The sequence below is a fragment of the Marinobacter mangrovi genome, assembly GCF_016798325.1.
In the GTDB taxonomy this organism is placed as follows: Bacteria; Pseudomonadota; Gammaproteobacteria; order Pseudomonadales; family Oleiphilaceae; genus Marinobacter_A; species Marinobacter_A mangrovi.
On record NZ_JAERVO010000002.1, the window covers coordinates 235,151 to 248,329 of the forward strand.

Annotated in this window: 13 protein-coding genes; 3 read left to right on the forward strand and 10 right to left on the reverse strand. The window is 63.3% G+C overall.

The annotated features are described in order from the left end of the window. Nucleotides 1-48 precede the first annotated feature (48 nt). On the forward strand, nt 49-960 hold the full coding sequence (locus tag JL474_RS07035; protein ID WP_203141494.1) for a LysR family transcriptional regulator: 912 nt from the start codon (nt 49-51) through the stop codon (nt 958-960). A gap of 25 nt (nt 961-985) precedes the next feature. On the opposite strand, the gene alr is transcribed toward JL474_RS07035, so the two are convergent. From alr to JL474_RS07050, 3 genes are all read right to left on the reverse strand, one after another. Then, a complete protein-coding gene (alr, locus tag JL474_RS07040) occupies nt 986-2,074 on the reverse strand; it encodes an alanine racemase (RefSeq protein WP_203141495.1) in 1,089 nt (362 codons plus the stop codon). Between the two features lie 42 nt (nt 2,075-2,116). Then, the gene (locus JL474_RS07045) at nt 2,117-3,376 is read right to left on the reverse strand and encodes a D-amino acid dehydrogenase (RefSeq protein WP_203141496.1); all 1,260 of its coding nucleotides are present in this window, start codon (nt 3,374-3,376) and stop codon (nt 2,117-2,119) included. A 240-nt stretch (nt 3,377-3,616) separates the two neighbouring features. Continuing rightward, nucleotides 3,617-3,973 carry a RidA family protein gene (locus tag JL474_RS07050; protein ID WP_123632907.1) on the reverse strand — a complete coding sequence of 119 codons (357 nt, stop codon included), beginning with the start codon at nt 3,971-3,973 and terminating at the stop codon, nt 3,617-3,619. A gap of 182 nt (nt 3,974-4,155) precedes the next feature. On the opposite strand from JL474_RS07050, the gene JL474_RS07055 reads away from it, so the two are divergent. Next, nucleotides 4,156-4,644 (forward strand): winged helix-turn-helix transcriptional regulator, encoded by a 489-nt coding sequence (locus JL474_RS07055; RefSeq protein WP_328797797.1) that lies wholly within the window; start codon nt 4,156-4,158, stop codon nt 4,642-4,644. Nucleotides 4,645-4,661: 17 nt separating this feature from the next. Here JL474_RS07055 and JL474_RS07060 read toward each other — a convergent pair whose 3' ends face one another. From JL474_RS07060 to egtB, 6 genes are all read right to left on the reverse strand, one after another. Beyond that, nucleotides 4,662-5,705 carry an MBL fold metallo-hydrolase gene (locus JL474_RS07060; RefSeq protein WP_203141498.1) on the reverse strand — a complete coding sequence of 348 codons (1,044 nt, stop codon included), beginning with the start codon at nt 5,703-5,705 and terminating at the stop codon, nt 4,662-4,664. A 104-nt stretch (nt 5,706-5,809) separates the two neighbouring features. Continuing rightward, nucleotides 5,810-8,059, reverse strand: a complete 2,250-nt coding sequence (locus JL474_RS07065) for a glycoside hydrolase family 15 protein (protein ID WP_203141499.1) — start codon at nt 8,057-8,059, stop codon at nt 5,810-5,812. Continuing rightward, a complete protein-coding gene (locus tag JL474_RS07070; RefSeq protein WP_203141500.1) occupies nt 8,056-8,808 on the reverse strand; it encodes a TVP38/TMEM64 family protein in 753 nt (250 codons plus the stop codon). Before JL474_RS07070 ends, JL474_RS07065 begins: the two co-directional genes overlap by 4 nt. A gap of 46 nt (nt 8,809-8,854) precedes the next feature. Beyond that, complete coding sequence (locus tag JL474_RS07075; RefSeq protein ID WP_203141501.1) at nt 8,855-9,199, reverse strand: EF-hand domain-containing protein; 345 nt, start codon at nt 9,197-9,199, stop codon at nt 8,855-8,857. 170 nt (nt 9,200-9,369) lie between these two features. After that, entirely contained in the window at nt 9,370-10,353 is a 984-nt protein-coding gene (gene egtD, locus JL474_RS07080) for an L-histidine N(alpha)-methyltransferase (protein WP_203141502.1), read from the reverse strand. A gap of 3 nt (nt 10,354-10,356) precedes the next feature. After that, nucleotides 10,357-11,652 (reverse strand): ergothioneine biosynthesis protein EgtB, encoded by a 1,296-nt coding sequence (gene egtB / locus JL474_RS07085; protein ID WP_203141503.1) that lies wholly within the window; start codon nt 11,650-11,652, stop codon nt 10,357-10,359. A 271-nt stretch (nt 11,653-11,923) separates the two neighbouring features. Here egtB and JL474_RS21615 point away from each other — a divergent pair, with 271 nt between their 5' ends. Further along, a complete protein-coding gene (locus JL474_RS21615) occupies nt 11,924-12,046 on the forward strand; it encodes a hypothetical protein (protein WP_268890277.1) in 123 nt (40 codons plus the stop codon). Nucleotides 12,047-12,054: 8 nt separating this feature from the next. On the opposite strand, the gene JL474_RS07090 is transcribed toward JL474_RS21615, so the two are convergent. Then, the gene (locus tag JL474_RS07090) at nt 12,055-13,146 is read right to left on the reverse strand and encodes a DUF2156 domain-containing protein (protein WP_203141504.1); all 1,092 of its coding nucleotides are present in this window, start codon (nt 13,144-13,146) and stop codon (nt 12,055-12,057) included. Between the last annotated feature and the right edge of the window lie 33 nt (nt 13,147-13,179).

The window sequence follows — 13,179 nt, forward strand, 5'->3', positions numbered from 1 at the left end:
TCTGATAATTGGGTTAACCGATAAAACACTTTCAAACAGAATTTGAAAATGACCAATCTTGGAGATCTGAGACTGTTCGTGGAGGCGGCCCGGCTGGGCTCGCTGAGTGCGGCGGCCCGCAACCTGGAACGCTCGCCCGCAGCCGCCAGTGCCAGCCTCAAGCGGCTGGAGGCGGAGCTGGGCGTCCGACTGGTGGAGCGCAACACGCGCAACCTGCGCCTGACGCCGGAAGGGCTGCTGTTTCGCGAACGGGTGGCGCCGGGGCTCACGTTGATCGACGAGGCGCGGCATTCGGTGAGTCACGACTGCGCCGAAATCAGCGGTGAAATCCGCTTTACCGCGCCGGTGGATTTTGCCCGGCAGTGGCTGCGTCCGCTGATGGATGAATTCCGGGGCCTGCATTCGCAGGTGCGTTTTATCCTGCAGGCCGGGGATTCCATGCGGGATCTGGTGTCCGAGCCGCTGGATCTGGCCATTCGCTACGGTGAGCTGCCGGACTCCGCCCTGGTTGCCCGTCGTCTGCTGGACAACCGCCGCATCGTGGTGGGGTCGCCGGACTACTTTGCCCGCCATGGCCGGCCCAGCCATCCGCAGGATCTTGCCCATCACAACTGCGTGACCTATTTCTTCGGCGGCAGCGCCTATCGGCGCTGGTCGTTCCGTCGCGGCCGCGACACCGTGGTGGTGGAGGTGAGCGGTGACTGCACCAGCAACGATGGTTCCATCGTGCGGGACTGGGCACTGGATGGCGTCGGCCTGGCTTACAAGAGCGAGCTGGACGTCAAGGCAGACCTGCTGGCGGGTCGCCTGGAACCGGCCTTCCGCGACTGGCGCGGCGACTCGGTTCCCCTTAACGCCGTGTATCCGGGAACCGGTCCACGGCCCGTGCGGGTACGCCAGTTTGTGGATTTCCTGCGGGAACGACTCAAGGCCCAGCAGGCGACAGGGCCCGGCACCTGACGGACTGGTGCGGCGGGAACCGCCGTCAGTCGCCCCGGTACACCCGCGGCACCCGCTGGGTGACGCCGGTGAACAGATGATAGGCAATGGTGTCGCAGCAGGCCGCCACCTCATTGGCGCTCAGGTGTTTGCCCCAGAGCTCCACGTCACTGCCGGTGCCGGTCTCCGGCAGGTCGGTCAGGTCCACGGTCAGCATGTCCATGGACACCCGACCCGCCAGTGAGGTGCGCTTTCCGTCGACCAGGACCGGCGTGCCTTCGATCGCCTGGCGCGGATAGCCGTCGGCGTAGCCCATTGCCACCGTGCCAATACGGCAGCGTCGGGTGGCCACGAAACGCGCGCCATAACCGACCTGTTCGCCCGGTTCGACCCAACGGGTGGCAATGACCCGGCTTTTCAGCGTCATCGCGGCCTGGAGCTGGCGGCTGTGGCCGTTGTCCTGCTCCAGGGGCGATGCGCCATAGAGCATGATGCCCGGCCGCTGCCAGGTCCGCCGGGCCGGTTCGTGATCCAGCAGTCCGGCGGAGTTGGCCACGCTGGTTTCCACCCCTGGTGCTCTGAATGCCGCCGGCAATCGCTCGATCTGACTGGCCACAGAAATCCCCCGGGAAGCCACCAGATCGGCGTTCGCCAGGTGACTCATCACGACGACGCGCCCGACCTGGGGTAGCGACTGCAGGCGCTGATAGGCGGCGACGGCCCGGTCGGGTGAGAATCCCAGACGGTGCATCCCGGTATCCACTTTCAGCCAGACCGTCAGCGGCATCGAAACTGAGGCGAGCTCAATCTGGTCCAGTTGTTCCGCGCTGTGGACGGCGGTCCAGAACCCCTCACGGGCGATGACGTCCAGTTCGCCGGCTTCGAAGAAGCCTTCCAGCAGCAGGATCGGGTGTCGGATACCGGCCTGGCGGAGTGCGACGGCTTCCTCAATGGAGGCCACGGCAAACGCTTTGGTCTGATCTGCCAGGCTGTGGGCGACCCGGGTGGCGCCGTGACCATAGGCGTCGGCTTTGACGACGGCCAGCGTGTTGCTGTCCGGCGCCAGTGAGGCGGCCAGGCGGAAGTTGGCGCGGATGCTGTCCAGGTCGATCTCGGCAACGGCCGGTCTGGCCATGGGATTACCTCAATGGTTCGATGAGTGTTGGATGCGACGGCCTTAAGACAGATAACGCTGGATGGACAGACCGTCCGTCGCGATATCCGGAGTCCGTCCGTTCACGATGTCGGCGACCAGCCGGGCCGACCCCTGCGACATGGTCCAGCCCAGGGTGCCGTGGCCGGTGTTCATGTACAGGTTGCGCAGGGGCGTCTCGCCGATGACCGGCACGCTGTCCGGCGTCATCGGGCGCAGGCCGCACCAGAAACGGGCGTTGTCCAGATCGCCGGCTCCCGGGAACAGGTCGTTCACGACGAAAGCGGTCGGCTTACGGCGTTTTTCCTGGAGGCTGAGATCGAAGTCCGCAATCTCGGCGGTACCGCCCACCCGGATGCGGTCATCGAAGCGGGTGACGGCCACCTTGAACGCTTCGTCCATCACGGTGGATTGTGGGGCACGATCGGCGTCCAGAATCGGCAACGTCAGGGAATAGCCCTTGATGGGGTAGATCGGCAGGCGGAAGCCCAGCGGGTTCAGCAACAGCGGGGAATAGCTCCCCAGCGCCATCACGAAGGCATCGGCCTGAATCGTTCCGTGGGAGGTGCGTACGCCGCTGATGCGATCACCATTGGTTTCCAGGGCCTCGATGGTGGTGTTGAACCGGAACTCAACACCGGCCTCAGCGCAGTGCTGGGCCAGCCCCTTGGTGAATTTGTTGCAGTCGCCCGTGCCGTCCTGCGGAAAGCGCAGTCCGCCCACGAACTTGTCGGGTACGTTGGCCAGGGCGGGTTCATGGCGAATGCAGCCGGCATGATCGATCACCTCGTGTTCCACACCGCAGGCCCGCAACGACGCCAGATCGGCGCCGATGGAATCCATTTTCTGCTGATCGCGGAATAATTCGATCGTGCCGCGGTTGCGGTGATCGAAGTCCAGCGGGACCTGTTGGGTCAGCTCGGCCAGGCAGGTCCGGCTGTACTCGGAAATGCGCAGCATCCGCTGCTTGTTGATCTGGTAGGCCTGCTCGTTGCATTGCCCCAGCATGCGGAACAGCCAGCCGGCGGTACGCGGATTGAGGGAGCTTTTGCTGACCAGAATGGGCGCCATGTCCTGCATCATCCACTTCATCGCCTTGAACGGCACACCGGGCGCGGCCCAGGGGCTGGTGTAGCCGAAGGACAGCATGCCGGCATTGCCGAAGCTGGTTTCGTCCGCCACCGTCTCACGCCGCTCGACGACCGTCACCTCATGCCCGGATTGAGCCAGGTACCAGGCCGTCGATACGCCCGCTACGCCGCCTCCCAGAACCGCAATTTTCATCGCCCATGCACTCCCATCGTTGTCCTGATAGCAACCTGGTTGCCGTGTCTTTAACGGAATTCTAATGGAAGTGTTGGATGAAAAAGCTTCGAATAAAGCAATTTTGCAGTGTTATTATCTGCAATTAATCGTTGTATCAGTGGATAGCACTTATTAAGTGAGAAAGAAGGACAAGGCAGACGCACAGAGGGCCGGCAAGCCGCCTACCCTTGGGCAGGCGGTGGGCGCTGAAGAGGGGGCTCAGCTGTTCTCGGCAGCAACGACCGACATTTCCACCAGAATCGGCGGCCGTGCCATGTGCGCTTCGACACAGGCGCGGGCGGGTTTGGGCAGGTCGGCAAACCAGGCGTCCCACACCTCATTCATGGCAGCAAAGTCGGCCATGTCACGGATGTAGATGGTGACGGACAGCATCCGGTCGACGCCGCTGTTGGCCTCTTCGAGCAGGTCCCGGATCTTGCCCAGACAGCGTTCCGTCTGCTCGCGGATGTCCCAGGCCTCGTCTCCGGCGGTCTGGCCGCACAGGTAGACGACACCCTGGTGCTTGACGATGCGGCTCATCCGCTCGGTGGAGTGGATACGTTCGATCTCGGACATGGTGGGCTCCTCTCAATCATTGGGGATAGGGTTGGCCCTATTCTAGTACAGGTAATGGCATGAAAATGCCGGATAAACCGAACCGGTCCAGTGAAATCATCTGCTATCGGTTATGATGGCAGGCGGAACCTCCGGGTAATCGTCTTTACCCCGGGCCAATGCCTACCCTCTGGAGTCAAGCTGTGCCGACGGATAAGAAAAAACGCACCCTCGATCGTCTGGATCGTCGCATTCTCGCTGCCTTGCAGGACGATGGCCGCCTGAGCTATGTCGACCTGGCCGAGCGGGTCGGACTCAGCTCAACGCCCTGTATCGAGCGGGTTCGCCGGCTTGAGAAAGAAGGCTATATCGAAGGCTATTACGCCCGCCTCAATCCGGACCTGCTGGGATTCTCGATGCTGGTGTTCGTGGAGATCTCGTTGTCCTACCAATCCCGGGACGCCTTCGAGAAGTTCAACGAAGCGGTGGAAAAATTGCCGTTCATGCTGGAGTGTCACCTGGTTTCCGGGGACGCGGACTACCTGATCAAGGCCCGGATCAGCGATATGTCCGAGTACCGGGCCTTGCTTGGCGAGATGCTGCTGGTCCTGCCGGGGGTGAAGAACTCCAAGAGCTACATCGTCATGGAAGAAGTGCAGGAGTCGATGCGTTTGCCGATTGACGTCAGCTGACGAGCACGGCGCCGCGATCAGGCTGCGCCATCGGCCAGTGTTCCGGCTTCACGATCCTGATTGACCTCGGTCGGAAACGCATGCGTCTCCCCGTGCTGCATAACACGGAAATCCGCCTCGGCGACGCCTTGGCCCTCCAGGGCCTGCTGCAGGCGGCGAGGCGGTTCGTCCATGGGTTCATCGGTCAGCACGAACGTACCCCAGTGCATGGCGACGGACTGTTGAGCGCCGATGTCCTTGTGAATATGCACCGCCTCTTCCGGTGACACATGGACCGGCGACATGAACCAGCGCGGTTCGTAGGCGCCGATCGGCAGCAGCGCCAGGTCGATCGGTGCGAACAGATCGCCAATCTGGCGGAAGACACCGCCGTACCCGGTGTCGCCGCCGAAATACAGCCGGTAACCGTCTATCTCGATCAGCCAACTGCCCCACAGCGTGGCGTTGCCATCCCGTGGCCCGCGACCGCTGAAGTGCTGGGTGGGGAGAAAGAACACCTCGTCGTCGTCCGATAGCACCCGGGACTCCCACCAGCCCAGTTCCACCAGGTTTTGGATGCCGCGTTTCTCGAACCAGGGACGCAAACCGGTCGGAATGCAGAAGCACAGGGCATCGCCGAATCGGCGGTGCAGCTGGCGCACCGTGCTTTCGTCCAGGTGGTCGTAATGGTTGTGGGAAAGGAGCACGCGATGGATGGTGGGCAGGGCGGCCACGTCCAGCGGCGGTGGTGTGTAGCGCTTGGGGCCGACAAAGGTGAACGGGCTGGCGCGCTCGGACAAAACCGGATCGGTCAGCACATTGAGCCCGCCATACTGGAACAGGAACGATGCGTGCCCCAGCCAGGTCAGCTGGGGTGCTTCCGGTGGCTGGTTGAGGCGGTGGGCGTCCGGACGCAGCACGTTGTAACGCTTGCCCTTGGGAAAGCGGCGGCCGGGGCCCAGTTGCCAACGCAGGAAGTCGCCCAGACCATGGCTCACCGTGGGTTCAATATTGCGAAAACGGTGACCTGTCGGGCCGTGTTGGGCGGCCAGAGCGGCCAGTTTCTCACGATCAATGGGCATGGTCCTGGTTCCTGAGTGCGACCGGCATGGTTCTGCGAGCTTGCGTGACATGGCCGGGCAATGCAACGGGTTGGCTTGCCCCCGGTTCAATCTGGCTGGCCCGCTCAGGCCGGTTGCCCTTGGCGGTCCAGGTGAACCGAACCCGCCCCGGTCGGAACCAGCACCGGATGATGTTGGGGCATCTCCACCGCCATTTCCGGTGCCTCGTCGTGCCAGTCGGCGGTCCAGCTGACCCGGGGCCTGTCGTCCCCCGGCTCGATCCGGATGGTGATTGCGCCAAAACGTGTGGGTGCCGGACCAAACCGGATTGGCTGCGACTGCTCGAGCCAGCGCGACGGGATGCCGGCGCACAGGATCAGCCGATTGCCTTCTTCCCGCACGAAGCAGTTGCGGACCATCAACACCCATTCGGCCGAGGCCCAGACGTGATGGCCATCCCCCATGCAACCGCCGCCGGTGCCGGGGTGGATGGCTTCGGGCCACTGTCCGGTGGGTGAGGCCAGGTCGGCGACGGTGTCCATCAGGTCCAGGTAACGGGGATCGCCGGCCCTCAGCAGCACCTGTGCCACGTGCAGGGTGAGATAGGCGTTCAGCCCGGAGTGAATCATGTCCTGGTAAAAGGCGCCGTTGACGAAGCAGCGCTCCAGCAGGAATTCCACACAATCCAGCAGGCGGGGATCATCCGGCTCGCAAAGCTGGGTCGGATAGCCCAGTGCCAGCGAGCCGATCGCTCCCGCATCCAGCCGGCGATAGGGCGAAGCCGGCATGCCCAGGCGACCCAACCGGTTCTGGCAACGTACCAGGCTGCGGTCCACCGCGCGCGTGAAATCGTCAGCGCCCTGACGGAAAGAGTGGCTGTCCTCCGGGGCGCGCTCGGCGGTCAGCTCGGCCGCCGCCTGCAGCCCGGCAATGCCCCAGAAATCATCCCAGAAGTAATAGTCGTTGGGCCCCAGGTGTTCGGCACTGAAACCGGCGGGCAACAGACCGGCATGGGGCGCGTCCAGGTTGTCGTCCAGGCGTTTGCGGATGATCCATTGGGCGCCGCGGCGGATCGGGTCCAGCCAGTGGGCGTCAGGCTTCTGGCCGGTCAGGTCGAAATACTGCTTGAGGATCCACAGCACCTCGCCGTTGGCGTCCCATTCGCCTTCCTGGGAGCGGAAATAGCCCCGTGGCGTCTGGCGTTCCGGGAAGCGGGCCAGCGCCCGTTCGGCGCGCCGGGTCAGGCCCAGGTTGAGCAAGGCATTGATGATGAACGCGGCATCCCGGAACCAGAAGCGCTTGTAGGTGAAGGGGCCGGGGTAGACGTCGTCCGGTGAATGCAGGATCAGCGACGCGACGGCGGCGTCATAGAGGAACTGGTAGCGGGGTTCCGGGCACTCCAGCCGGGCGTGATCTTCCCGTTCCTCGCGCCAGGCGTGAGGGGAAGGCAGGCGGGCGGTCTGATCGGTCAGTGGGACGCTGGCCGTGACTTCGGTGGTTTCGCCCGCCTTGACCGGAAACAGGGCGGCGGCGGTCACCATGCCCACGTCGCACACGCCGCGGGTCTGGTCATCCCGGTCCTCCAGGTGGATATGCACATCCCCCTGCCGGTAATCGGACACGTGGTGCGTGTTGGCCGGCTTGCTGAACGTGACGTGACGCTTGCCGTCGACGATCCAGGCATTGCGGTCGTCTGAGAGCTGTACCTTGTGGATGAAGCTGATCCCCTCGGGATTGTAAGGGCGCAGGGACAGGACCAGGCTGGTATCGCAGTCGGCATGGGCCCGCAGGCGCAACTTGCACACCGGTACGCCGTTTTCGACGGTCACCCAGGCGTGGCTGGTCAGGCGCAGGCCGTTCAGGGCGCTGTCGGTGGTCACGCTGACGCCGTCGTCCAGGGATTGCCACTGTTTGCAGTCTTTCAGGCGGGACGGCAACAGGCAGCGCCCGTCCTGCGCCAGCAGCCAGCCGTCCAGGGACCAGCTGTCGAAAAAGGGCGTCAGCAGGCCGCGGGGATCGACGACTGGCAGCTCGTCGCAGTCCGGATGGCCGATGGCGGTCCAGTTGCGATGCGTCAGGTTGATGTGGGTGATGGAAAAGGCGCGCGGCACGAACGAGGCATCCAGCGGGTCGAATTGACGCTCGATCCAGTAAGGCCAGACCCAATCGAGGTTGTGTTGCACGACGCGGCTGTTGATCAGCCCCCGGGCGTGGAAGACCACACCGGCCCGCAGCAGCTCGATCGGTTCGCCCACTTCGGAAGGTTGCGCGAATTTGTGCAGGCGCGCCAGCAGGCCAATCGGGTCCAGGAAACCATGCTTGCGGGCGACATAGCGCACCACGAAGCGCCAGGGAAGCCATTTAAGCCAACTCACGGGGTATCCTCCACGATCTCTTCCTGTTCGGTATAGCGGGCCAGGGCGCGGCGGGCCAGCCGATTGAGGTAGATGACGGCGATCACCGTGCCGACGAAGCCGGCGCCGTAGATCGACCATTCCAGCGGGGTGCGCCCGGTTTCCCGAACGCCCAGCGTCGTCAGGTCGGCGGCCAGCGAGCCGAGATACACGTTATGCAGCGAGAAGGGAATGTAGCCCAGCAGACAACCGAAGAAGAAACCGCGGAACGAGAAATGAGTCAGCCCGAAAAAGAAGTTGGACAGCTTGCTGGGAAAGAATGGAATCAGCCGCGTCAGCAGGACGATCTTCCAGCCGTTGGGGGTCATTTCGTCGCTCATCACCCGCAGATGTGCCCGGGTCATGACGAATTGGCGCGCCCGATCGCCAAACAGGTGGCGGGCGATCAGGAACGCCAGGCAGGCGCCCAGTACCGTGCCGGCGACCACATAGACCGTGCCCTTGAAGACGCCGAATACAAAGCCGGCGCCGGTGGTGAACAGGACCCCGGGCAACAGCAGGACCATCACCGCGGCCATGATCAGGATGAACAGAAGCGGTGCCCAGGCGCCCTGGGCGTCGAACCATTGCAGCAGATCCACCACCCGTTCATGGATACCCAGGGCGTACAGGATCGCCAGCAGGATCGCGACAAACACGATGCTCGCCGCAATCCCCAGCAACGGGGACTTCTTCCAACCGGCCCGTCGTTCCAGTTCAGCCTGTTCCATGTGTGTGGGCACCTCCCGGCAAGCTCTGCTCTAGGCCGCTCTGCGGTTATTTGTCGCCGTTAAACTCTTCGCGGGTGACCACCCCGTCGTCGTTGCTGTCGTGTTTCTCCAGCAGCGAGGAGGGGGCATCGTCGGCAGACGTCTTCGCTCCGCCGGCCGCACTCTCGCCATAAGGCGTCAGCTCATCGCCGCTGAGCACGCCGTCGTCGTTGGTGTCCAGTTGTTCGAAGGTGGTCTGGTCCAGGGCGCCGCGATCCATGCCCAGCCCCCAGATATGGGAGTTGCTTTCCTGCGCCGGCTCGCCGGTGGCGGCGTCACCAGCGCCCAGGGCCGGCACCGCCAGCAGGCTAGTTGTGAATGCCAGGGCAAGGGTCGTTAATGAGATCTTCATAAGCACCCCCTTCGTGAGATCGTCGAACCGAGGACGCGACAACGTCCCCTGAAAAAAGGCTTTCTGACTATCACTGTGGTGCAGGATCGGGCTTGTCTCAACCCGTCTTACGGAATGGCAATGGCCCATGCGGATCTCAGCTCGCATCCGCGCAGGCCATCCCACGCTCGTCAGACAGGCGCCGCCCGACAGAAATAGACCGAGAACAGGGACTGGGCATCGCTCCATTCGGATTCCACCCGGAACCCGGTGGTCCGCGCCAGCCGGTCGAACTGGTCGTGGGTGTATTTGTAGGAGTTTTCCGAATGGATGGTTTCCCCCTCGCGAAAGGTGATGGCCTCGCCGGCGCAATGGACCATTTGGTCGCACTCGCTGCGCAGATGCATCTCGACCCGTCGCGCGTCTGTGTTGTAGAACGCCCGGTGACTGAACCGGTTCGTGTCGAAGTCGGCGGGCAGGATGCGGTTCAGGTGGGTCAGGGCATTGAGGTTGAACGCCGCGGTGACGCCGGCCTGGTCGTTGTAGGCGGCATCCAGTATGCGGGTGTCCTTGTGTCGGTCCACCCCGATCAGCAGGCCGCCGTCGTCGCCCACCAGATGCCGCACGGCAGACAAAAAGCGTTGTGCCATGGCGGGACTGAAATTGCCCAGCGTCGATCCCGGGAAGAAGACCACCCGGCGACCTGAGCTGTCGGGCACAGGCAACTGATCCAGCTGCGAAAAGTCGGCGCACACCGCCTGGATATCCAGGTCCGGAAAGGCCTGGGCGACTTCTCCGGCCGAGTTCAGCAGGAAGTCGGCGGAAATATCCATCGCCAGGTAGTGGGCCGGTTGCAGGGCATCCAGTAACAGGCGGACTTTCTCGCAGCTGCCGCAGCCGGGCTCGATCAGGGTCGCATCCGGCCCCAGATGATCGGCAATCTCGCCGGCCTTGTTGCGCAGCACCATGCGTTCACTGCGGGTGGGGTAGTACTCCGGCTGCTCCGTAATGGCCTCGAACAGCTGCGAGCCCTGCTCGTCGTAAAAGAACTTCGGGCTCAGGGTTTTCTGGGGCTGGCTGAAGCCGCCCAGTACCTCGGCAACCAGATCGTGCCGGGGCGGGTGCATGTTGGTGTAGGTGACGCGTGGGTCGATAGCGGTGGCGGTATTGGGCACGGTTCAGCCTCCATTCCGGGCCAGACGCAAACCGCTGAACTGCCAGCGATCCGGTGGGTAGAAGAAGTTTCGATAGCTGGAGCGCACCTGGCGCCGATCGGTGACACAGGAGCCGCCGCGAAGCACCAGCTGGTTGCACATGAACTTGCCGTTGTACTCACCGATGGCCCCGGGAGCCGGCTGGTAGCCGGGATAGGGACCGTAGGCGCTGCTGGTCCACTGCCAGATGCTCCCGAACAGGGTGTGATCGTCGGCCCGGCCTGGGTGATAGCGGCCCCGCTCGACGAAGTGGGCCGTGTCGCGGGCGGCGTCGGCTTCTTCCTGTGCTGCATACTCCCATTCGAACTCCGTGGGCAGGCGGGCCCCGAACCAGCGGGCCATCGCATCCGCCTCGTAACCGCTCAGGTGGCAGGCGATGCCGTCCGGGTCGAGCGGTTGCAGGCCATGCAGCGTGAACTCGAACCAGGCGTCGTCCTGGCGGACCCAGTAGAGCGGTTGCGTGGTGCCGGTGGTCTGAATGTGGGCCCAGCCGTCGGCCAGCCAGAGAGACGACTGGTGATAACCGCCGTCGCGCATGAAGGCCAGCACGTCGGCGTTGGTCACGGGGCGACTGGCCAGTTGGAAGGGCTCGAGGAAGACCCGGTGACGCGGCGTCTCGTTGTCGAAGCAGAAGCCATCCTGTGGTGTCGTCCCGATCTGGCGAATACCGCCGGAAAACGAATGCCAGGCGAGTTCCGCTGCCGGAGAGGCATCCTCAACGGCCGGCACCTCGGTGTACGTCGGAAACAGCGGATTACGGGCGAGGTTGTACTTGAGGTCGGTGAAAAACAGTTCCTGGTGCTGCATCTCATGTTGCAGGCCCAGTTCCGTGCGCGCCGCAACGGTGGCACGGTCCGGGAGGTCGCGGCTCAGGAGCTCGTGCATCGCGGTATCGACGGCATGCCGGTAGGCATAGACCTCCTTTACCGTGGGCCGCGACAGCAAGCCGCGCTGCGGCCGGGGAAACGGATCGCCCACGCCGTTGTAATAGGAGTTGAACAGATACTCGAAGCGCGGATGGAACGGCGTGTAGTTGGGGAGGAAGGGCTTGAGCAGGAAAGTTTCGAAGAACCAGGTGGTGTGGGCCAGGTGCCATTTGGCGGGGCTGGTTTCCGGCACGGCCTGGAGGCCGTAGTCTTCGATTTCGAGTGGCGCACAATAGCGCTCAAAGCGACTGCGGACATCATCGTATTCGACGTGCAGCGCATTCTGGAGACGGGTAGAGATCTCCCGATCAGCAAGCTCGCTGTGTGTCGGCATGGTGCACTCCTTTGCAGGGGCATCGTGGGTTAAATGAGGTTATGTCATTAACCGTCGCCGACATGGCATTCGCATGACAGACCAAGCCGGCGAATTTTCCCGACTGCCGTGTTGCAGGAAATCACTTGAGGACATCTACCCAGCATAGCTGGGCTGGCGGCATTCAGCCGTTCCGACCAGTCTACTCACGTCCCCGGTTCTTTAAAGTTACGCAGCCGTCAGGTCATGGATCTTTTTCGGGATGGAACGGTTAGAGGCGGGGAGAGCCGGGATGCCCGGAGCGGCCGGGTGCGGTGATGCCGGGCTCAGCGACACCATGCGGGCCTGGTTTCTGCTCGCTGCGTTTGCGAACATCGCACCGGCCCGGGGCGAGGCCCGGACCGGCTGGCACTGAATGCCCCGTCAGAGTCGCAGTGCGGTGTCGCTGGCCCATTGGGTCGACAGGGACAGCACACCGGTGCCCTGCAGGATCGACCAGGCGATACCCAGTACGGAGCTGCTGTCGGTCGCAATGTACCACTTGGCTTCGCGAGCCCGGTAACGGCTCTTGTGGTAACCCAGCGCGCGGAAGGCATAAAGCCGGTTGCCGCGGTTGTAGAGGAATTGGGCAACCCGGCGGATCATGGGGCGGTCATGGCTCATTGCCTCGATGTTGTAGAGCGGGGCAATGCCCAGTGAGACTTCGTTGACGCCTTCCTCACGGAAACGCTCCATGGCCTGCAGGATGATGTAGTCGAGCAGGCCGGTCGGGGCCCGCTCCAGATCCTGGCGCAGGATGTTGGCGGTGTAGCCGGCCACACGGCCGTCGCGGAAATAGGGGTCAAAGAACACATAGCCCGCCAGTTTGCCGTCCAGGTAACCGTAGAACTTGCGGACCCCCCACTCCTCGCTCATGACTGGCGGGCGTGTCAGCAGGCTGAGTTCCCGGGTTCCCACGGCCTTGGTGCTGCGCCACTGGCTGGAAATGGTCGCAACCTGGTAGGCGTCCACTTCGTCCCAGGCCTGTTCCTGAACCGTCACCGGACTGCGTTTATGAAGGTTGGCGGCATGGCGCAACTGTTTTTTGTGCTTGCCGGCCAGTGAGAATTCGGTCAGGTCGATGCTGAATTCGGTGCCGAACTCGTTGATGCGGAACCCCAACGCGGCAAGATCCCGGCTGACCGCGGCATCGATCCCCACGAACAGATGGCGGCCGGGCACCTGTTTCAGGAAACGGCCGAGCAGCCAGGAACGCGCTTTGGGATCGCAGACCGGATTGGCGAAAACGATATTGAACCGAAACCCGGGAATGCGCACGACCCGGTAGGCAATGAATCCGATGCTGCGTGCGCCGAAGCGCGGTGTGTCCTGTTGCAGTGTGAAATAGGCGCTGGACTGGCTGCCGTAACGGGCCAGCAGGGCCTGACAATCCGCCAGGGTCAGGTTGCCGTCGCAATCTTCGTTTGGCGAAAAGGCATCATGCAGTACCGTCGAAGAAGAAGGTAGCGAGGTCATGGACTTGAACTTCCTGTTTCGTGTTGGTCGTTT